Source organism: Vreelandella venusta (assembly GCF_007989605.1).
Classification (GTDB): domain Bacteria; phylum Pseudomonadota; class Gammaproteobacteria; order Pseudomonadales; family Halomonadaceae; genus Vreelandella; species Vreelandella venusta.
The window spans coordinates 171,444-191,678 of sequence record NZ_BJUL01000005.1 but is presented as its reverse complement, the minus strand read 5'-3'; the positions used below and the strand labels follow the sequence as shown (position 1 = coordinate 191,678).

The 20,235-nt window shown below is 52.5% G+C and carries 21 protein-coding genes; 11 read left to right on the top strand and 10 right to left on the bottom strand.

Annotated features, from left to right (window positions below):
- Window positions 1-79 precede the first annotated feature (79 nt).
- Genes HVE01_RS07605 through HVE01_RS07585 form a run of 5 tightly spaced genes read right to left on the bottom strand, consistent with a single transcriptional unit; the run spans window position 80 to window position 3,210 of the window.
- A complete protein-coding gene (locus HVE01_RS07605) occupies window positions 80-412 on the bottom strand; it encodes an STAS domain-containing protein (protein WP_125749143.1) in 333 nt (110 codons plus the stop codon).
- Window positions 409-1,068 (bottom strand): MlaC/ttg2D family ABC transporter substrate-binding protein, encoded by a 660-nt coding sequence (locus tag HVE01_RS07600; protein ID WP_125749146.1) that lies wholly within the window; start codon window positions 1,066-1,068, stop codon window positions 409-411. Before HVE01_RS07600 ends, HVE01_RS07605 begins: the two co-directional genes overlap by 4 nt.
- 38 nt (window positions 1,069-1,106) lie before the next feature.
- Window positions 1,107-1,571: an outer membrane lipid asymmetry maintenance protein MlaD gene (gene mlaD, locus HVE01_RS07595; RefSeq protein WP_146943323.1), complete on the bottom strand. Its 465-nt coding sequence runs from the start codon at window positions 1,569-1,571 to the stop codon at window positions 1,107-1,109.
- A 16-nt stretch (window positions 1,572-1,587) separates the two neighbouring features.
- On the bottom strand, window positions 1,588-2,388 hold the full coding sequence (gene mlaE, locus HVE01_RS07590) for a lipid asymmetry maintenance ABC transporter permease subunit MlaE (RefSeq protein WP_125749151.1): 801 nt from the start codon (window positions 2,386-2,388) through the stop codon (window positions 1,588-1,590).
- Window positions 2,389-3,210: an ABC transporter ATP-binding protein gene (locus HVE01_RS07585; protein WP_125749154.1), complete on the bottom strand. Its 822-nt coding sequence runs from the start codon at window positions 3,208-3,210 to the stop codon at window positions 2,389-2,391.
- A gap of 293 nt (window positions 3,211-3,503) precedes the next feature.
- Here HVE01_RS07585 and HVE01_RS07580 point away from each other — a divergent pair, with 293 nt between their 5' ends.
- From HVE01_RS07580 to HVE01_RS07535, 10 genes are all read left to right on the top strand, one after another.
- On the top strand, window positions 3,504-4,490 hold the full coding sequence (locus tag HVE01_RS07580) for a KpsF/GutQ family sugar-phosphate isomerase (protein ID WP_125749159.1): 987 nt from the start codon (window positions 3,504-3,506) through the stop codon (window positions 4,488-4,490).
- Window positions 4,491-4,525: 35 nt separating this feature from the next.
- On the top strand, window positions 4,526-5,068 hold the full coding sequence (locus tag HVE01_RS07575) for a KdsC family phosphatase (protein ID WP_038485504.1): 543 nt from the start codon (window positions 4,526-4,528) through the stop codon (window positions 5,066-5,068).
- Complete coding sequence (gene lptC, locus HVE01_RS07570; protein WP_186808816.1) at window positions 5,068-5,640, top strand: LPS export ABC transporter periplasmic protein LptC; 573 nt, start codon at window positions 5,068-5,070, stop codon at window positions 5,638-5,640. Before HVE01_RS07575 ends, lptC begins: the two co-directional genes overlap by 1 nt.
- Window positions 5,641-5,648: 8 nt before the next feature.
- On the top strand, window positions 5,649-6,152 hold the full coding sequence (lptA, locus tag HVE01_RS07565) for a lipopolysaccharide transport periplasmic protein LptA (protein ID WP_125749162.1): 504 nt from the start codon (window positions 5,649-5,651) through the stop codon (window positions 6,150-6,152).
- Window positions 6,153-6,227: 75 nt separating this feature from the next.
- Window positions 6,228-6,953, top strand: coding sequence for an LPS export ABC transporter ATP-binding protein (gene lptB / locus HVE01_RS07560; RefSeq protein ID WP_125753647.1), 726 nt, complete (start codon window positions 6,228-6,230; stop codon window positions 6,951-6,953).
- A 105-nt stretch (window positions 6,954-7,058) separates the two neighbouring features.
- On the top strand, window positions 7,059-8,474 hold the full coding sequence (locus HVE01_RS07555; protein ID WP_125749165.1) for an RNA polymerase factor sigma-54: 1,416 nt from the start codon (window positions 7,059-7,061) through the stop codon (window positions 8,472-8,474).
- A gap of 98 nt (window positions 8,475-8,572) precedes the next feature.
- A complete protein-coding gene (gene hpf / locus HVE01_RS07550; RefSeq protein WP_009721972.1) occupies window positions 8,573-8,881 on the top strand; it encodes a ribosome hibernation-promoting factor, HPF/YfiA family in 309 nt (102 codons plus the stop codon).
- Window positions 8,882-8,885: 4 nt separating this feature from the next.
- On the top strand, window positions 8,886-9,356 hold the full coding sequence (ptsN, locus tag HVE01_RS07545) for a PTS IIA-like nitrogen regulatory protein PtsN (protein WP_089037697.1): 471 nt from the start codon (window positions 8,886-8,888) through the stop codon (window positions 9,354-9,356).
- Between the two features lie 74 nt (window positions 9,357-9,430).
- Complete coding sequence (gene rapZ, locus HVE01_RS07540) at window positions 9,431-10,345, top strand: RNase adapter RapZ (protein WP_125749168.1); 915 nt, start codon at window positions 9,431-9,433, stop codon at window positions 10,343-10,345.
- 46 nt (window positions 10,346-10,391) lie between these two features.
- Window positions 10,392-10,661 (top strand): HPr family phosphocarrier protein, encoded by a 270-nt coding sequence (locus HVE01_RS07535; RefSeq protein ID WP_125749171.1) that lies wholly within the window; start codon window positions 10,392-10,394, stop codon window positions 10,659-10,661.
- Between the two features lie 71 nt (window positions 10,662-10,732).
- On the opposite strand, the gene pmbA is transcribed toward HVE01_RS07535, so the two are convergent.
- Window positions 10,733-12,073 carry a metalloprotease PmbA gene (pmbA, locus tag HVE01_RS07530; RefSeq protein ID WP_146943321.1) on the bottom strand — a complete coding sequence of 447 codons (1,341 nt, stop codon included), beginning with the start codon at window positions 12,071-12,073 and terminating at the stop codon, window positions 10,733-10,735.
- Between the two features lie 96 nt (window positions 12,074-12,169).
- On the opposite strand from pmbA, the gene yjgA reads away from it, so the two are divergent.
- Complete coding sequence (gene yjgA, locus HVE01_RS07525) at window positions 12,170-12,691, top strand: ribosome biogenesis factor YjgA (RefSeq protein WP_146943319.1); 522 nt, start codon at window positions 12,170-12,172, stop codon at window positions 12,689-12,691.
- 43 nt (window positions 12,692-12,734) lie between these two features.
- Here yjgA and tldD read toward each other — a convergent pair whose 3' ends face one another.
- The 4 genes from tldD to HVE01_RS07505 are packed head-to-tail and all read right to left on the bottom strand — an operon-like array spanning window position 12,735 to window position 20,234.
- Complete coding sequence (gene tldD, locus HVE01_RS07520; protein WP_146943317.1) at window positions 12,735-14,189, bottom strand: metalloprotease TldD; 1,455 nt, start codon at window positions 14,187-14,189, stop codon at window positions 12,735-12,737.
- Window positions 14,189-18,100: a YhdP family phospholipid transporter gene (locus HVE01_RS07515; RefSeq protein WP_146943315.1), complete on the bottom strand. Its 3,912-nt coding sequence runs from the start codon at window positions 18,098-18,100 to the stop codon at window positions 14,189-14,191. The genes tldD and HVE01_RS07515 overlap by 1 nt, the downstream gene beginning before the upstream one ends.
- Window positions 18,100-19,563, bottom strand: coding sequence for a ribonuclease G (gene rng, locus HVE01_RS07510; protein ID WP_125749186.1), 1,464 nt, complete (start codon window positions 19,561-19,563; stop codon window positions 18,100-18,102). Before rng ends, HVE01_RS07515 begins: the two co-directional genes overlap by 1 nt.
- A gap of 59 nt (window positions 19,564-19,622) precedes the next feature.
- The gene (locus HVE01_RS07505) at window positions 19,623-20,234 is read right to left on the bottom strand and encodes a Maf family protein (protein WP_146943313.1); all 612 of its coding nucleotides are present in this window, start codon (window positions 20,232-20,234) and stop codon (window positions 19,623-19,625) included.
- Window position 20,235 lies beyond the last annotated feature (1 nt).

Genomic DNA, 20,235 nt, shown 5'->3' with positions numbered 1-20,235 from the left:
AGGTAGGGACGTTGAATTAGTGAGGAATCAAGAAACATGATAAAGAAAAGCGGCACGCTTGGCGATGCCAGACGAGCACTCACGCTTCAGCGTTGGGCGAACCTATTAGTGCATCAAGCTCAGCGAGCGACGTTAAACGCTCCAGCGGAGTAGACAAGGCAATCGACGTAACGACAATGCCTAGCGAGTGACAGGCCCGCAGCCATTCAAACAGCACGCTAATCGCCGCACTACTTGCCTTCGTAACCCCTGAAAAATCGAGAACGACATCAGCTAACCGAGAACTTTCAAGCCATTTAACGCCTGCAGCGGCCAGTTCGGCCGCTGCATTGACATTGAGATCACCCTGAACCACCAACGCGCAAGGCTGCGCAATCAGCGAAACATGGGGCATAGATAACAGCGTCGTCACGCGTTGCCCCCTTGCTCTAGCTCGTCGACACCAATTTCGGGTGACCAGCTACGAATAACAGCATCGTAGTCTCGATTATTTTCGCGCATCGACTGATCAAACTGATTGCGGAAGGTCAGTCCTAAATTGATGCCATTAACAATGACATTGACTACTTTCCACTCACCATTTGAAAGTCGCAGGCTATAGCTAACCGGGTAAACCTGACCATTAGTAGCCACCACTTCCATATCAACACTGGCTTGATCTTCATAGCGCTGACCGCGCTGGTCGGTTAACACTCTCAACTCATCATAATCAAAGGTTACGAGACCACGCGTGTAGGTGTCGATCAGGGTTTGACGAAAGACATCGGCGAAGCGGCTACGCTGCTCTGGCGTTGCGTTGCGAAAGTAGCTGCCCATCACGCTAGCGCCAATATAGCGAAAATCCGCCACATCATTCAGGCTATCGTTGACTAACGCTTTAAGCTCATCAAGATTATTGGCGTAATAATCCTCTCTACCCTTAATCTGCTCCATGAAGCCATTAACGTTGTCACGAACCAACGCTTCTGGTGATTGCGACTGGGCCTGAGCAGCAAAAGGCAGCAGAAAAACCGCTAGCAACAACAAAAAGAGCCAACGACGGACCAACATTACGCTATTTTCTTTCATCAAAGTCACCTCATAACAACTGACAGCACTCACGGTGCCTAGTTAGTAACCATATTGGATACAAATTGCTGGATAAGTTCTTCAAGCACTAAGGCAGACTGGGTATCTCGAATAACATCCCCCTCTTCCAGTACGTCAGGAGCGCCGCCAACACTCAAGCCAATATACTGCTCACCGAGCAGCCCAGCCGTCAAAATAGCCGCGGTAGTATCTTGCGAAAGCTGGCCTTTAAGGTCGCTATCGAGGCTTAACACCACCCGCGCATCATACCACTCGGTATCAAGTTCAATGCTCTCTACCCGCCCTACAGTGACACCGGCCATAGTGACCCGCGCACGTGGCTTCAGACTACCAATATTGGAAAAGCTAGCCTCAAGACGAAACGTGTCAGAAGATGTTGAAAACGTCATGCCACTTACGCGCAAGCCTAAAAAAATAAGCCCCAGAATGCCCGCAAACATAAACAGGCCAACGCCAAACTCCATGGTTTTACTGCGCTTCATGTTATTGCTCCACCCATTAAAGGCCGCCAAACATCACGGCGGTCAATACAAAATCCAGCCCCAAAACAGCAAGCGATGAATACACCACCGTGCGTGTTGTCGCACGTGAAATACCTTCAGAGGTAGGCACCAAGTCATACCCTTGGAACACCGCAATCCAGGTAACGACCACTGCAAACACAAGGCTCTTGATGATTCCATTACCAATATCATCAATAAACGAAACGCTAGCCTGCATATTGCTCCAGTAAGAACCTTCAAATACTCCCAGCCATTCCACACCAACCAGATAGCCCCCCCAAATCCCCACCACGCTAAAGCCAACGGTCAGAATGGGAAGCGCAATAAAACCTGCCCACAGCCGTGGAGCCACAACCCGACGCAGTGGATCAACGCCAATCATTTCCATACTTGTTAACTGCTCAGTCGCCTTCATAAGGCCAATTTCCGCCGTTAACGCAGAGCCCGCGCGCCCGGCAAACAATAACGCAGCGACCACCGGCGCCAGCTCTCGGAGAAGTGAAAGAGCAACCATCTGGCCGAGCGCCTGCTCTGCCCCAAAATCAACCAAAATGGTGAACCCCTGCAGCGCAAGCACCATGCCTATAAACAGCCCTGACACCAGCACAATAGCCAGAGACAGCACACCGACAAAGTGTACTTGGCGTAGCCACAGCGACCACCCTTCCCGAGAAGGCAGCCCTACTGCTGACTGGGCAAGAAAAACACCTGCACGCCCTAGCGACTCTATGGCATCACAGCCTTTTTGCCCCAGCCGAGCAACATGCGAAATAGCATGTTTAATGTTTGATTGCATTTAACGCACCTTCCCTGCAGAGGCTTGGCCTAGAATATCGCGATAAAGTGTCTCAGCGGGATAGTGAAACGGCACCGGCCCGTCTGGCTCACCATGGATAAACTGGCTCACCCGGGGATCTTGGTTTGTATCTAAGGTGCTTGGCGTGCCAGAGGCGACTACCTGCCCATCGGAAATAAGGTATAGATAATCCGCAATGCTGAGAGTCTCTTTGATATCGTGCGAAACGATCACTGACGTAAGCGACAGCGCCTGATTCAGCCGTTTAATTAGCTGTACAAGCACCCCCATAGAAATGGGGTCTTGTCCGACAAAAGGCTCATCATAAAGGATTAACTCTGGGTCAAGCGCTACCGCCCGAGCCAGCGCCACACGCCTTGCCATCCCCCCCGAAAGCTCAGCAGGCGACAAGTGCCTAGCCCCGCGCAAACCCACTGCCTGCAGCTTAAGAAGTACTAGATCGCGTATCATCGGATCAGGCAAGTCAGTGTGCACCCGAAGCGGAAACGCTACGTTTTCAAATACATCAAGATCCGAAAACAGGGCACCGCTCTGAAACAACATACCCATGCGCTTACGCAACGTAAACAGGGCCTTGCGCGACAAGCGATGGACATCTTGACCGTCGATTAGCACTCGCCCTCGGTCAGGCGTTAATTGCCCACCAATGAGCTTTAAAAGTGTCGTCTTGCCGGTACCGCTTGGCCCCATGATGGCCGTTACTTGGCCACGCGAAATCGTCATATTGATTCCACGAAAAATATCATGATCACCCCGCGAGAAGTACAAATCTTCAATTTCGATGAAGGGAGCATCGGTCATGGGCTGGCTGGCCTTGATGGTCGTCTTGCCGCAACAGCATTAATGTATGCTGGCTACGCATGAGTTAGTTAAAAACAAATAATTCAAAAAAACGGCTAGTTTAAAAGCACAGGCAGTTTAAAAAACACTGTTTTCGAAATATTATCGAACATCGTAACTGAACGCTACTCACAGTAACAGATACGCTCACTGCTACTGCAGTAAGGAGTAGGGTACGCGCCTTACCTACAAACCGCGCCAAGATGTTATTCTTAGCGACCTACTTTTGACCGCTTATGAAAAGAGATGTCCTCATGCGCCAGCCACTATCGACACCTAGCCCACTGCGTGAAAGTGCGCTGCGCACACTGCAAATTGAGCAGGCCGCTATCGGTGGGCTTCAGGCAAAGCTTGATGAGAGCTTTGACCACGCCTGTGAACTTATCCTTGCCTGCCAGGGCCGCGTAGTAGTGACCGGCATGGGTAAGTCCGGGCATATTGCGGGCAAGCTGGCTGCAACATTGGCAAGCACCGGCACACCTGCTTTTTTTGTACACCCCGGTGAAGCCAGCCATGGCGATCTCGGCATGATCACCCGCGCAGATGTTGTGCTGGCCCTCTCGAACTCTGGCGAAACCGCAGAGGTCACCGCCCTGCTTCCGCTATTGAAACGCTTAGGAACCCCGCTTGTCAGCATGACGGGGCGCCCAGGATCCACATTAGCTAAGCACGCCGATGCTCACCTTAACAGCGGTGTTGAGCGCGAAGCCTGCCCTCTCGACTTAGCGCCGACTAGCTCAACCACAGCGGCTCTCGCCTTGGGTGATGCCTTAGCCGTGGCATTATTAGAAGCGCGCGGCTTCACCGCGGAAGATTTTGCCCTTTCACACCCGGGTGGAAGCCTCGGCAAACGCCTGCTTTTGCGTGTCAAGGATTTAATGCACAACGGCTCGCGCCTCCCCCAAGTAGCATTAGGTAGCCCGCTACGGGACGCCCTGTTGGAAATCACTCGCCAAGGATTGGGCTTTACCTGCGTCGTCGATAGCGAAGGACGCCTTGCTGGCGTTTATACCGACGGTGACTTACGCCGAACGCTGGATCAGTTTCATGACCTACGTGACGTCCTCGTTGATGATGTTATGACACGCCCTGGAAAACGTATCGGCCCCGAGGTGTTAGCGGCTGAAGCGGTACGCATCATGGAAGACAGTCGAATCACCGCACTGGCGGTCGTGGATGATCAACAGCGCCCCATTGGCGCCCTGCATATGCATGACTTACTTGCCAGCGGTGTCATTTAATCGCTCTTTTTCAACATTAATAATACGGAGGCTTCATGGCCTTACCTGACGCTCTACAAGACCGCATTCGCCGTGTAAAATTGCTTGCCATTGACGTTGACGGCGTACTTACCGATGGCCGCCTCTATTTCCAAGCCGACGGTATCGAAATCAAAGCATTCCATACTCAAGATGGCCACGGCCTCAAACTTTTGAAGCGCGTCGGAATCCATGTTGCCTTAATTACTGGGCGTGACTCTCCGATGGTTAGTCAACGCGCTGCGTCGCTGGGCATTACCCATGTTTATCAAGGATGTGAAGATAAACTCACTACGTTACGCGCGCTTTGCCAACGCCTAGATATCACGCTTGAGCAGGTTGCTTATTGTGGTGACGATCTACCAGACCTTGCTCCTATTAAACGCTCTGGCGTAGGCATTACCGTGCCTAATGCTCCTGATTACATGCATACCCATGCCGACTGGATCACCGACCGGCTTGGTGGCCACGGTGCCGTACGTGAAATCTGCGACACCTTATTGATGTCTCAAGGCCATTGGGATGCTGTTTTAGATACGTACCTACACGGCCAATCGTAATGCGCTTTTGGGCTAAAAAACGCGTTTGGATAACCACCATGGTATTTGCCCTAGGTGGTGTGCTGGCGTGGCTAGACCCGCGCGGCCCTCAAGACCAATTAATCGATCCTGAGGCTCGCGCTCAAGAGCCCGGCCATGTACTGGAAAATGCAGAAATCACTCTGTTTGGTGACACCGGTGCCATCCAACAGTCGCTGGCGACGCCACGCTTAGTCCATACCCCTCAAACAGCGATGACAGAGGTTACCTCTCCCAGGGCGACACTGTTCGATAGAGAGGAGCGTCAATGGCTAGCGACGGCCCAGAGCGGCACTCTAAATACTGACACGCAAGCACTCACGCTAGCTGGCTCAGCCCAATTACTTGCACCTGATGAGGGCTGGCAGTTGAATACAGAGTTATTACATTACAATGGCATCACCCGCCATGCTTGGAGCGATGCCGAAACCATACTTCAGCAGCCGCCTCAACGCATTAGCGCTTCACGTATGGATGTATGGCTGGATGATAGCCAGATCCGCTTAACCAATAACGTGCGCGGCGTTCACCCGCCTGCCACTCGTTCTCAGTAGGAGTCGCGATGAACGCTCTTATTCGCACGGCACTCTTCGTCATTACACTACCTATTTCTGCGGCAGCGCTACCGGTCATGGCACAAAGCCAAGCCCCTGTAGAAGTAGAGGCTGATCGTTTAGATCTAGATCAACGCGCAGGCACTGCAGTGTATTCGGGCAACGTCGATATTCGTCAGGGCAATATGCAGCTACGCGGAGATCGCGTTGAGATTCAGCGCAACGATGCTGGCGAGCTATCGCGCGCCGTTGCAACCGGTGGACGAGCCTATATACGCAACCAGCTCGAAGACCAAGCTAGTCCAATGGAAGGCTGGGCAAAGCGCATCATTTATCATGTTGCCGAGCGTCGGGTAGAGCTAATCGACCAAGCGGAGCTGACCCAGCAAGCTGACCGCTTCGAAGGTGGGCGCTTAGAGTATTTTATCGACCAAGGTGTAGTTCAGGCGCGTTCTGATGTTAGCGGCAGTGAACCACAACGTATCCGCATGACTCTTCAGCCGGAACAATAGGAGTGACCAGTGGCGACAAAACATGCAGAGTCTGCACCTCACACAACTTTAGAATCAGCATCAGAAACAGCGCCGATAAAAACACTTTATGCCCACCACTTAGCCAAAAGCTATAAACGCCGCCGTGTCGTTAAGGATATTAACCTAGAGATATCTCAAGGCAGCGTGGTAGGACTGCTAGGCCCCAATGGCGCGGGCAAAACGACATCATTCTATATGATTGTCGGTTTGGTAAAGTCTGATGCTGGAAAGGTAGGCATCGACGGGCTTGATTTAACCCATGCCCCTATGCACGAACGTGCACTGGCAGGTATTGGGTACTTGCCCCAGGAAGCCTCTATTTTTCGCAAACTGACCGTCGCCGACAACATAATGGCAATTCTGGAGACTCGCAAAGAACTCGATCGCAGCGCTCGGGAGCAGCGCCTTGAGTCGCTACTGGAAGATTTTCACATCACTCACATTCGTGACAACTTCGGCATGAGTCTTTCAGGCGGGGAGCGTAGACGTGTTGAAATTGCACGCTCACTCGCGACAGAGCCTGCCTTTATTCTGCTTGATGAGCCGTTTGCCGGCGTTGATCCGATCTCAGTAGGCGATATTAAAACGATCATTCGAGCACTCAAAAAACGCCATATCGGCGTACTGATCACCGACCATAACGTCAGAGAAACACTAGATATTTGCGATATTGCCTACATTGTAGGTGACGGCCATATCATCGCCAGCGGCCCCCCTCAGGAAATTCTCAACAACCAACGGGTAAGAGACGTTTATTTGGGGGCTGATTTCCGCCTGTAAACAGCCACCTGCAGAAAAAATAGTATGGGTGGCATACTTATTGCACTTGCACCAAGCCATAACTCGCACTAGGGTGGAGCTTTCTGATTAACGAGTGGTTCTCAGATGGTCATGAAAGCTTCTCTTCAATTGCGTATCGGTACACAGCTGACCATGACACCTCAGCTGCAGCAGGCCATCGCCCTGTTACAGCTATCAACGCTGGACCTCCGTCAAGAAATTCAGCAAGCGCTTGATGCCAACCCCATGCTTGAGCAGGAAGACGAGTTCGGCGAGCAGGCCGTTAGCGAGCCCCAGGAAGCTGAGTGGTCCGAAAGCATTCCTAACGAGCTCTCTACTGACAGTGACTGGTCAGACACTTATCAAGACTTGGGTAGCCATGGTGCCAGTAGCGAGGGGCCAGACTTTGAGCGTCAAGCCGCTGGTCAAAGTTTACATGGCCACTTACTTTGGCAACTCGCCATGACAGATTTTTCACCACGCGATCATGCCATTGCTGAAAGCCTCATCGATGCCCTGGATGCCAACGGCTACCTCACACAGCCGCTCAATGACATTCGCGAAGGACTTAAAGCCCAGGGGCATGAAGGCCTTAGCCAGCGTGAAGTTGAAACAACCCTGCTGCGCCTTCAACAGTTTGAACCCACCGGTGTATTTGCTCGCGACCTGCGAGAATGCTTAATGCTGCAGCTCGCCTCACTCCCCGAAGATACACCGCTGTTGATGCCTGCCAAGCGGCTAGTGCGTCAATTTCTTGAAGCGCTCGGTAAAGATGATGCGCGCCTGCTAAAGCGACGGTTAAGTCTGGATGATGAGCAGCTTGATGATGTCATTCGCTTGATCCGCAGCCTTGATCCCCGCCCTGGGAGTGCCTTTGGCGACACAGATGACAGCTACGTAACGCCAGATTTAGTCGTCCGCCATGACCACGAAGGATGGCACCTGGAGCTAAACCCAGAGGCGCTGCCGCGCTTGCGCATTCAACCTGACTACGCAAGCCTCATCAAACGGGCTGACAAGAGCCAAGATAACCAATTTTTAAAAGAGCATCTTCAGGAAGCTCGCTGGCTCATCAAGAGCCTTTCAAGCCGAAATGATACGCTGCTGCGGGTGGGTCGAGAAATCATCGCTCGCCAGATAGGCTTTCTGGAACACGGTGAAGAAGCCATGAAACCGCTGATCTTAGCCGATATCGCAGATGCCGTGGAAATGCATGAATCTACTATTTCCAGGGTCACCACCCAGAAATATATTCATACTCCGCGTGGCGTGTTCGAGCTCAAATACTTCTTCTCAAGCCAAGTAAGTGGCCAGGATGGCGGCGACAATCACTCCAGCACTGCCATCCGAGCGCGAATCAAAAAGCTGGTACAAGATGAGCCGCCCGGAAAACCCCTCTCAGACAGCCGCCTCGTGGCGCTATTGGAAGAGGGTGGCATTCAAGTAGCAAGGCGAACGGTGGCCAAATATCGTGAATCAATGGGTATTCCCTCTTCAAGCGAGCGCCGCCGTTTACGCTAATAAAACAGTGCTAACGAGACAAAGTCCGTCTAGGGGCTTTGCAATAGCGCAAAAAGGGTTACAATCGAAGAACAGTCCGATGGATAAGGAGCACGTCAATGCAAGTAAATATCACTGGTCATCACGTAGATCTGACTGACGCCTTGCGTGACTATGTAAATGAGAAGCTGGAACGCGTTGAGCGCCATTATGACAACATCACCACCGTACAAGTAACCTTATCTGTTGAGAAGGAGCGTCAACAGGCTGCCTGCACCCTGCATGCTGCCGGAGCCGATCTACACGCAGAAGCATTAGACAATGATATGTACGCTGCAATTGATGCACTAGCGGACAAAATTGACCGTCAACTCGTTAAACACAAGGAAAAAGCACAAGCTCGCGCCCAAGGCGCCGGCGTGCGTTAACTCAATGACGTTGGAAACCATTCTTCCCCCGGAGCGCGTGCTGTATGACGTCCCCGGGGGTAGCAAAAAAAGGGTGCTGGAATTTTTCAGCACCTTTATTGCGCAAAATACGCCAAGCCTAGATAGCCAAGAAGTCTTCAGCCGCCTGATAGGTCGTGAGCGCTTGGGCAGCACTGGAATAGGCAACGGCGTTGCTATTCCTCACGCCCGCAGCCCTCACTGTAGCTCACCTATAGCTGGTTTCTTAAAGCTAGCTGAGCCCGTAGACTTCGATGCTATTGATGGCGACCCCGTCGACCTTGTTTTCGTACTTTTAGTACCCGAAGAAGCGGACGACACGCACTTAGCCTTATTAGGGCAAGTGGCGTCCATTATGAACAGCGTTGACACACGCCAGCAGCTTCGTAGAGCGGCTAGCCAACGTGAGCTATTGGACCTTATAACAGCAAAAATTCGTGAACAACCTGTTAGCTAAACGGTCCACCGTTAGACACTGCCTACAAGTTCAACATTTACCTTCATTTTTATTGGCATGCCAAGAGACACTCTATGCAACTGGTGATCATTAGCGGCCGTTCAGGGTCCGGTAAATCTATCGCCTTACAAGCGTTAGAAGATCTTGGCTATTGCGCCATCGATAACCTGCCGGCCATGCTACTCAGCTCTCTGGTGGATGAGCTTCGTGAGCAAGGGGCACGTCCCCAACTAGCGGTAAGCATTGATGCGCGCAATTTGCCTGCTGCACTAAAGCAGCTGCCAAAAATGCTCGAATCTTTGCGTCAGAAAAGCATTCACTTTCAGGTTATCTATCTAACCACCGATGCCCGAATTCTGCTTGAGCGCTATTCAGCTACGCGTCGTCGCCACCCCCTGACGCGTGACAGTGACATGACGCTCGAAGAGGCCATCAATAAAGAAGAAGAAACCCTGCTAGACATCCGTGATCTTGCTGACCTGATGATCGACACATCACGTCTGTCGGTTCATGACCTGCGTCGCCGGATAACGGATCAGGTTGCTCAACAGCGTGAAGATAGATTAACGCTGACACTAGAGTCATTTGGCTATAAGCGTGGCGTCCCACTTGACGCTGATCTCGTCTTTGACGTGCGCTGCTTACCAAACCCGTACTGGGATCCTACACTGCGCCAATACACTGGCCGTGACGCCAATATCATCCACTTTCTGAAGGGATATCCCGTCGTTGAAGAAATGCGCAATGATATCCAGACATGGTTGGAAAAGTGGCTACCCGCTTACCAAAATAGCCAACGCAGCTATATGACGATTGCTATTGGCTGTACCGGTGGGCAGCACCGCTCTGTCTTTATGGTGGAACAACTAGCGCAAATGCTGGTGAAACAAGCGGGAGAGGTTCAACTCCGTCATCGTGAGCTAGGCCTGCAGTACACGCTCAGTGAACAGCAGCCTTCCACATCCCCGCCTTCAACAAACGCGCAATAAGCAACGCCTTTTTCTTCACGACCCCACTCGGCAAAAAGGAACCAGAGTGCCAGAAAGAATCTTAACACTCACTAATCAGCGCGGCCTTCATGCTCGCGCAGCGACAAAACTCGTCAAGTGTGGCCAACAGTTTTCGGCCAAGATTCACGTTTACAAGCAACAGCAAATGGCAGATGCGGCCAACATTATGTCGTTGTTAATGCTGGCCGCTCCTTGTGGCACTGAACTTAGAATCCAAGCGGAAGGCGACGACGCCGAACAAGCACTAGAGGCGATTGAAGCTCTGTTCGACGCGCGTTTTGACGAAGAGCACTAACATTAGTGAAGAGTACTAACATCAGTAAAACAGCGTCAGCCAACGTGTTAGCTGAGCCGTTAGCCAAGTTGTTAGTTACCAGCGACGGTCATTGCATCAATTAGCCAACTACCCGTGTGAATACTGCCACGGGTATCGGTATCATCACCGACTGCAACTAAGCCAGCAAACATGCTATTCAAATTACTGGCAATAGTGAACTCCTCGATGGGATGCTGTATTTCGCCATTGTCTACCCAGAAGCCTGCAGCGCCTCGTGAATAGTCACCCGTCACGCCGTTAACCCCCTGCCCCATTAGTTCAGTCACCCAAATGCCACGCCCCATCTGCTTCAGCAAATCATCTCGCGGCGTCAGCGGCGCCAACAGACGTAAATTGCGCGCCCCACCGGCATTCCCTGTCGATTGCATGCCCAAGCGCCGCGCACTGTAAGCAGACAGCATATAGCTGGCGACACTACCCTGATCAATAAAGCGATTATTACGAGTCTGAACGCCTTCAGCATCAAACGGCGAGCTAGCCGTGGCTCCAATCTCCATAGGCCGTTCTTCCAAGCCAAACCAGCTCGGGAATAGCGGGCTACCTAAACGATCACATAAGAAAGAGGATTCGCGATAAAGCGCCCCACCTGCCAACGCTCCCATTAAATGACCTACCAGGCCGCTGGAAAGCGACGGGTCAAACAGCACCGGGAAGGAGCCTGTTGGCGGCCGCTGAGCGCCTAACCGACGTAGCGTGCGTGACGCCGCTTCGCGGCCAACCTCCGCAGGATCACGAAGCATGGCGGGATTACGAGCCGAAGTATAATCGTAATCGCGTTGCATACCCTTCTCATCCTGTGCAATCAGCATGCAGGAAAGCGAATGGCTGCTGCCTTTCTGGGTGCCGAGGAAACCGTGGCTGTTAGCATAAACTCGCACTCCCTCACCACTGGATAGCGAAGCACCTTCCGACTGATGAATACCCGCTACGTCACGCCCCGCTTGCTCACATGCCAGCGCCAATTCGATTGCTTCGTCAGTCGTCAACGCCCATGGATAATGTACTTTAAGGTCAGGTAGGTCAGTTGCCATTAGCGATGCATCTGCCAACCCTGCGGCAGGATCCTCACCCGTATAACGGGCAATTGCCAGGGCTTTCTCTACCGTGGCTTTAATTGACGCACTGCTGGCATCGGTAGACGAGGCACTGCCCTTGCGCTGCCCAACATATAGCGTAACGGCAATCCCTTGATCACGTGAAAGCTCGACGGTTTCAACTTCACCAAGACGCACGCTTATCCCAAGGCCTTGATCTACACTAGCGCCGACCTCGGCAGCATCTGCGCCTAATTTTTTTGCCAGCGCAAGCGCCTCTTCAGCACGCTGTGTTAACAGCACCTGCTGGGCCGCTGCATCAAATGCTTGTGCCATTTTGGCCTCCTTTTCGCCTGAATCGCATTGGCGGATCAATGTTGTGGTCGCAGCCTGATATAATGCTGCAAACGAAACTAATTAGTGAGTTCTAGTATGCCTAAGCAACGTCCCGAGCCCTTCGATATTGATGAACAAGAAGAGCGCCCCAGCAAATCGCAGCTCAAGCGGGAAATGCATGCTCTCCAGGCGCTTGGCGAAACGCTTATCGCCATGAAACCTGCAGAACGCGCAAAATTTCCGCTCTCTGACGACATGTTACGCGCCATAGAAGAAACCTCGCGCATCCGCTCCCATGAAGGCCGCCGTCGCCATATGCAATATGTGGGCAAGCTTATTCGCAAAGAAGACCTTACTGCCATACAGGGTGTCTTCGACGCTATCGAGCAAGAAAAAGAGCAGCGCGATCATGCCTTTCACCGACTAGAAAAATGGCGCGATCGGTTAATCGAAGAAGGTGACAGTGCTGTTGATCTATTTATGGCGGAATACCCTAACGCTGATCGTCAGGCAATACGACAACTGGTACGCAATGCACGCAAAGAGCGTGAGCAAAGTAAACCACCAACCAGCTCGCGTAAGCTGTTCAAACACTTACGCGATACGCTGGCACTCTAACCCTTGCATGCCTCAATGACTGAGTCATAAAGACCAAGCCAAGTTACGACGACTGGGTACCGCCAACAGTCAGCTCATCCAGCTTAAGGGTGGGCTGACCAACGCCTACCGGCACTCCCTGCTCCTCTTTGCCGCACACTCCGATACCGGTGTCCATCTCCATATCATGGCCAATCATTGAAACACGCCCCATTGCCTCAGGGCCGCTGCCAATCAAGGTTGCCCCTTTAACAGGCGCGGTAATTTTGCCATCTTCAATGAGGTAGGCTTCGCTGGCTGAAAACACGAACTTGCCTGATGTAATATCGACCTGACCACCACCAAAACTGACCGCATAGATACCGCGCTTAACACTTTTGATAATGTCGGCGGGTTCATCTTGGCCTGCCAGCATGACCGTATTGGTCATACGCGGCATCGGCAAATGGGCAAAAGATTCACGTCGCGCATTACCCGTTGGCGCCATGTTCATTAACCGGGCGTTAAGTTTGTCTTGCATATAGCCCGTTAAAATACCGTCTTCAATCAGCGGTGTGTATTGCCCGGGCGTGCCTTCATCGTCCACGCTTAACGAACCACGGCAGTCAGCAACGGTAGCATCGTCGACAACCGTCACGCCTTTCGCTGCGACACGCTTGCCCATCTGCCCTGCAAACGCTGAGCTGCCCTTACGATTAAAATCGCCTTCTAGCCCGTGGCCTACCGCCTCATGAAGCAGAATACCTGGCCAGCCTGCGCCGAGAACAACAGGCATTTGACCAGCAGGTGCATCGACTGCTTCGAGGTTAACCAGGGCTTGGCGAACAGCCTCTTTCGCATAGCGTTCCGCTACGTTTTCATCTCGCAGCCGGGACATAGAGTAACGACCGCCCCCGCCAGCACTACCTCGCTCTCGCCGACCGTTTTTAGCTGCGATAACACTCACGTTAAAACGCACTAATGGGCGGATATCTGCCGCCAAGGTGCCATCACTGGCACGTACTAACACCACTTCATAAGTGCCTGACAATGAGGCACTCACTTGGCTAATACAGGGGTCAGCTGCGCGCGCGATGCGGTCTGCTTCTTTCAACATCGCCACTTTTTCGTCAGCTGTAAGCCCCGCCAACGGATCAAGTCCTGCATAACGACCGGCAGCGCTGACAGCCACTACCGGCTGCCCAGGCAGCTGTTTACCGCTTCGCACAATGCCCGCGGCGGTACGCCCAGTATCCATTAGCGCATCTGCGGTAATTTGATTGGAGTAGGCAAAGCCTGTCTTTTCACCCGCCAAGGAGCGCACACCAACACCGCCATCAATGTTATAGCTGGCTTCTTTTACCTCACCATCTTCCAGCACCCAGCCCTCTTGCCAAGTACGTTGGAAGTAGAGATCGGCATAATCGATGCCCGCTCCCATGGCGTAAGACAGCCCTGTATCCAAGGCATCCAAATCCAGGCCACTTGGTGTTAACAAAATCGAAACAGCGGTATTTACATCGCTCTTATGTGCGGTCATTAAGGGCCTTCTAGAGTGATCTGCGGCGACGTCCACGGACCTCGCACGCGATAGTGAATAGTGGTTGCTTGATCTAACGCGCTACCAAAAAGCTGGTCCGCTATAAAAAGAGCGCCACCAACGATCGGAGCACCTACTGCAATAGCTGCGATAGGCAAGCTCTGACTAATAGGTAGTGTGACGCCTAACCGCTGATCAAGTTCACGTTGTATAAGATTGACGCTTCCCGTTAACGTTAGCGTGGTAGATGGCGCTTCAATGGTAAGCGGCCCGCGTAGCTGTAATTGCCCCGTGGCGACATCTGCCGTGCCATGCACCCGGTCAAACGCGGTTCCTTGTCCCGTCACGTCCGAAAAATCGAAACGCAAACGACGCAGTATGTTGTCAAAATTCAGCAGACCAACCAAGCGAGCCGGTGTAGATTCCAGCGTCACAAAGCGTCCATCCCGTACATCGGCTCGAATATTCCCATCTGCCCGACTTAACTCTAATTGCCAAGGAGCGCCTGGCCACGTCAGAGCGGCGCCAACATCCGTGGAACGGCTACGCATAGCGATTGGTTGACCGAGATGCTCTAACGCAGTACCTACATCACCACCTTGTATCGAAATATCAGCGCGAGTATGGCTATTGTTAGCGTCGCCCTCCCACACCAACTCTCCGCGGGCAGAGAGCTGACCTAATGTCAGGCCAACCGGGGAAAGAGTAAAACGTTGATCCTGGCTTTGCCAATAAGCGGTTAACGGTCCGAAACGCCCTTCACCAACGCCAATATCGGCTAGTCTGAGCCTGCCATCCGGCAGTTGGTTAAGCCATTCCGGCATAGCAATTGGTGTGGTGTGCTGAGTTTCAACAGCATCCATCCAAGAGCCTGGTGTTGGCGCACTGCTATCATGCGCTGCAGCAGGCATATCAAATAGCCGGTCGACTTCCAGCGACGAGATTGCAATATCCAGCGGCAGCTCGCTATCAGGCTGATAATTCACTCGCCCTGACACAAGATCACCGCTTAACTGCATAGCCAAGCGCTTTCCTTCAAGATTACCTGTCGCTTCTAAGCGACCAAAACACGCATCACGGAAATATACGCAAGGCGTACTCAGCATGACTGATATTGGCGTACCCTTACTATCGCCATTCGGCGAAGACGACGCCTGCATCAACGGTGACAACGCCTCTTGCCAGTCATCGAGAGGCAACTCATCAAGCTGCGCGACAACACTCCAACCTGGCTGCGTCGGCCAACCGTTCGGTGCAGCAGCGCTGCCTAGCGTAATCGCCCCAGCCGGTTCATCGTTACCAAGCTGCACGCGAGCATTAACGATGTCAGCCAACTGTGAGCTTAAGCGACCACTGTCGAAGTCGGCGCTGAACCGCCATGGCCATGGCTGTTCAGCGGACTTACTAAATGGCGCTGGCAACTTGCTTGTAATGCCAAGCAAGCGGCTTTCAAGGACCAGCGACGGTGATGGCTGTAGATTGACCTGCCCACGCCACTGAGCACGCCCTTCAAACAGCTGGCGAGCTTGTTCAGCGGGAATATTGGCCAGTTGAAATAAGGTGGCAATATCAATATCTCCACCCAAGGCAATACCGTCGTCCGGAACATTGATATCCGCTTCTATGGAATTACCCGACCATAGACCCGAAACGTTGCCAAGCAACGCGCTTTTCTCGCCGTGCTGCTGCCACGTCACCTCCCCCTGAATATCTTCTAGCGGAATAGCGACGGGTTGAAAAGCAAGCGTTGTGACATTGGGTCGAGCATTAATCTCCAGCGCCAATGAGTCCGGCGCGTTCAGTGGCAACGATAAAGCGACGTCACCCTCAACTCGGCCTTCTGCACGAATATCGTTAAGTATGGGCAAATCAAGCTCGGGCATCGTCTGGAGAAACGTCAGCAGTGAATCACTATCGCTGCGAACACTTCCCGACAAATTAAGCGTCTCATCGGCCATCTTTAGCACCCCATCAGAGACCTCAATGCCCTGGCTTTCAGCATGCTGAATAGCTGCCTCCAACACCTGGTCCTTCCAAACCAGCCTGCCCTCTATTTCCTCAAGTACAGGCCACTCAGGCGCGATAGGTAGTCGCCCTTGTGTAACAGTCAGAGCCAACGTGGAGGAAATTTGCTCTGCAAACTGACTTTCTGACTCCGCCTCGTCATCGGTCAGGGGAAAGCTAAGCTTGAGCAAGCCACTGGGAACATAACCACCTACGTCAGTTAATAACCACTCACGAAGCTCAGGTTCAAGTGCCTTAACAGGCAGCCACTGGGAGAGCGGGTAATTAAGCGCATCAACATTCGCAAAAGCTATATCAAGCCCAAATTGTCCGCCGTGCTCGCTCGCAATCAGTCCAAAGCCTCCACTCACTTCGGCACCGTCCCAATCCAAGCGCAGATCCCTACCACTGATCATGGTGCTTGGGCCATCATACACCCACTCCACCACACCCTCGGCATGACTCAACTGCATAGGGGATTCAAACAATTCAGGAAAATTAAGCGAGCTGCTTCCGGCACTGTTAAACGTTACCCTGCCGCGAAAATCTCTTGCCTGTACCCAGGCATCTAAGGGGCCACCTCCTGGCGCTTGCTCCCAAGGCAGCACCGCCACATTGGTTAACGCCGCATCAACCCCCCAATGCCCCTCACGCTGACCTAACCGCAAACCTTGAACCTGACCACGGGGGGATAGCGTTTTTAACACGCGAGTCAGCGATTCAGGCAACAAAATATAGTCGCGCCAAGCCGCCAAAGAAGCCAGTTCAAATTCGCTGGTGCGGACTTCCCATCGATCAGGCTGATGGGATAAGTACCAGTGCCGCGGTAGGGCTGGGCCACCACTTCCCCCTTCAGGTCGTGCCCACTCAACGTTTTTAGCGTCACCACTAAGCCAAGCTTCGCCGCCCTCGCCGTCTCGCTGCCAAAGGCCATTGGCCTGAATATTCTGCAGTACGGCATATTGAATATCGTGGCGCAGAGTCAACTGTGGCACATCAACAGCCAAGCGAGCCTCATCTAAACGCCCTGCATGCCAGCGTCCCCATAACGTAACCTCGCCTCCCGCTTGCTCTAGGAAAGGCATATGATCGGAACGTAAAACAGCGGCTAGTGCCACGAGATGATCCAACTGCATGTCCAATTGAAGTGCCGCTGAAAAATCACGGAAGCCCTGTGCCCCAGGCTGCATCTCCACGTTCATCGCGATAGCCGGCAGCGTTTCTTGTGCCTGTGCTTCTTGAACCTCGACTTCTTGAGACCCAGCGCCTTGCGAATTCTCGCTCTGCGCTTCTAAGATCGTAATAGCACCTTCCAAACGTGTCCGTCGTTCGTCGCCATTGAGCAGCAAGGTAGGCGCGTGCAAGGTGACGGCTTGCTGGTTTCCATGCAGCACCAAACGAGTATTATCTACCCACAAGCGCTGGCGAAGAATAAGCCCCGCCCAGGCATCCAGCGCCTCTAAGTCAACAGTGGGCTCCTCAGACATAGCAATCGGTAGCTCTGCTGGCGCCGGCCAGCCCCAAGCAGCATTTTCCTGCTGATAGAGATGAAACTCAAAGCCCGTAATACGCGCATCATTAAACACAGGCGCAATATTTCTCAATGTCGCCCAGCCATCGAGCCGTAAAAGTGCACTTTCAAGGGATACTAATTGCTGCCCATCAGACGTCGCTGAATGTACGCCTTCCAATCGCAAAACAAGATCGTTACGCGCCAAAGATAGCGATAGGTGCTCGATAGTAACGGGCACCCCGACACGGGCCTCTAATAACGCTTCTATTTTCGGTGTCAGCAGACTGGATTGGCTAATTAATAAACGTGCCAGCAATAGAGCAACAGCAAGGCCTCCTAGTAACGAAGCGATTACTACTAGGCACCACCGAGAGAATGAACGTAACGCTGCCATTACATTAGTACGATGTCGTACTGTTCTTGTGAGTAGTGTTGCTCTACTTGAAAACGAATAGTTTTATTAATAAACGTTTCCAAGTCAGCCACCGCCGCCGACTCTTCGTCTAACAGTCTGTCAACCACCGGTTGAGAAGCAAGCACCATATACGTTTCTGCACTGTAGGCACGTTCTTCGCGTAATATCTCGCGAAAAATCTCATAACAAACAGTTTCAGGCGTTTTCAACGTCCCGCGCCCACTGCAAGTTGGGCAAGCCTCGCACAGCGTTTGCTCCAGGCTTTCCCGCGTGCGCTTACGGGTCAGCTGAACTAAGCCCAGCTCAGTCACCCCGGTGCATTTCGTCTTCGCATGATCACGCTCTAGCGCTTTTTCAAGCACACGCAACACCTGGCGTTGATGTTCGACATCCACCATATCGATAAAGTCGATAATAATGATACCGCCAAGATTGCGAAGCCTGAGCTGACGGGCAATCGCAGTTGCCGCTTCCAGGTTGGTTTTAAAAATCGTCTCTTCAAGATTACGATGACCGACATAACCACCGGTATTAACATCAATCGTGGTCATCGCTTCCGTCGGGTCGATAACCAGGTAACCACCAGACTTCAACTGAACCTTACGACCCAGAGCTTTCTGAATTTCATCTTCAACGCTATACAAATCAAAGATGGGTCGCTCGCCTGGATAATACTCAATACGGTCTACCGCATCGGGCATAAACTCTTCTGCGAACTCAACCAGTTTGACAAAGTTCTCGCGAGAATCGATGCGCACTTTTTCAATATCATCGCGCATTACATCCCGCAATGTACGCATAAACAACGGCAGGTCATCGTAGATCACACTAGGCGATGCCGCCGTTATTTTGCGCTCACTTACTTTGCGCCAGATGCGCAGCAGAAAGTACATGTCACTCGCCAGCTCTTCATCACCGACCCCCTCTGCCGCTGTGCGCACGATGAAGCCACCGGTTACCTCAATGGTCTGCTCATCAATGCCCTTATCTAGCAGCGCTTTCAAACGCTCCCGCTCTCGCTCATCTTCAATGCGCTGAGACACTCCGTGATGGGGGGAATCAGGCATATAGACAAGATAGCGTGACGGAATCGAGAGATGGGTAGTGAGCCTGGCACCCTTAGTGCCAATGGGATCTTTGGTAACCTGAACGACAAGCGCCTGCCCCTCATGTAGCAACTGACCAATAGTCTGCTGCTCATCATTAGGCGTACCCGATGGCATTACCTCATGGGCATGAATAAACGCCGCGCGCTCAAGGCCAATATCAACAAAAGCAGCCTGCATACCAGGCAGTACACGCACTACTTTGCCTTTGTAGATATTACCTACAATGCCGCGCCTACGTGAGCGTTCAATGAGCGCCTCTTGTAAGACACCATTTTCCACCAGCGCAACGCGAGTCTCCATTGGCGTTAAATTGATGAGGACTTCACCGCTCATGCAAAATTCCTTATTGAGTCACAGTATCCTTGCCAACACAGCAGGCGGCGAAATGGTGGTTAGCTCTGCTGATAGCAGCCCGACCAGATTGGCACCCCTTGCTGGCACAACAAGCGTGTTGTTTCATAGAGTGGCAGCCCCACGACGGCTGAATGGCTGCCCTTAATTTCTTCAACAAACACAGCGGCTAAACCTTGGATGGCATATCCTCCGGCTTTATCTACTGGCTCACCGGTCTGCCAATAGTCAGCTATTTCCTGCTGACTTATTACCCGCATCTTGACGAGCGTAGTTACACAACAAGAGAGTACACCCTTGGGACCAGCCACCGCGACCGCTGTTAATACCTTATGACAACGCCCCGACAGCTTCTTAAGCATAACGGCTGCATCATGCTCATCAATTGGCTTGCCCAATATCTGACCATCAATCACCACGGCTGTATCCGAACCCAGCACAGGAAGGGCTGTTCTTGAAACAGCCGCTTGTGCTTTCGCACTCGCCAAGCGCTCCACATAAGCTTGCGCGGACTCCCCCTTGAGCGGCGTTTCATCCACGTCACTTGGCATGACCTCAACCGTCACACCTATTGATGCTAACAGCGCTTTACGTCGGGGCGATGCCGAGGCAAGGCATAACACAGGTGACGATGCAGAACGTGAACTATCCATC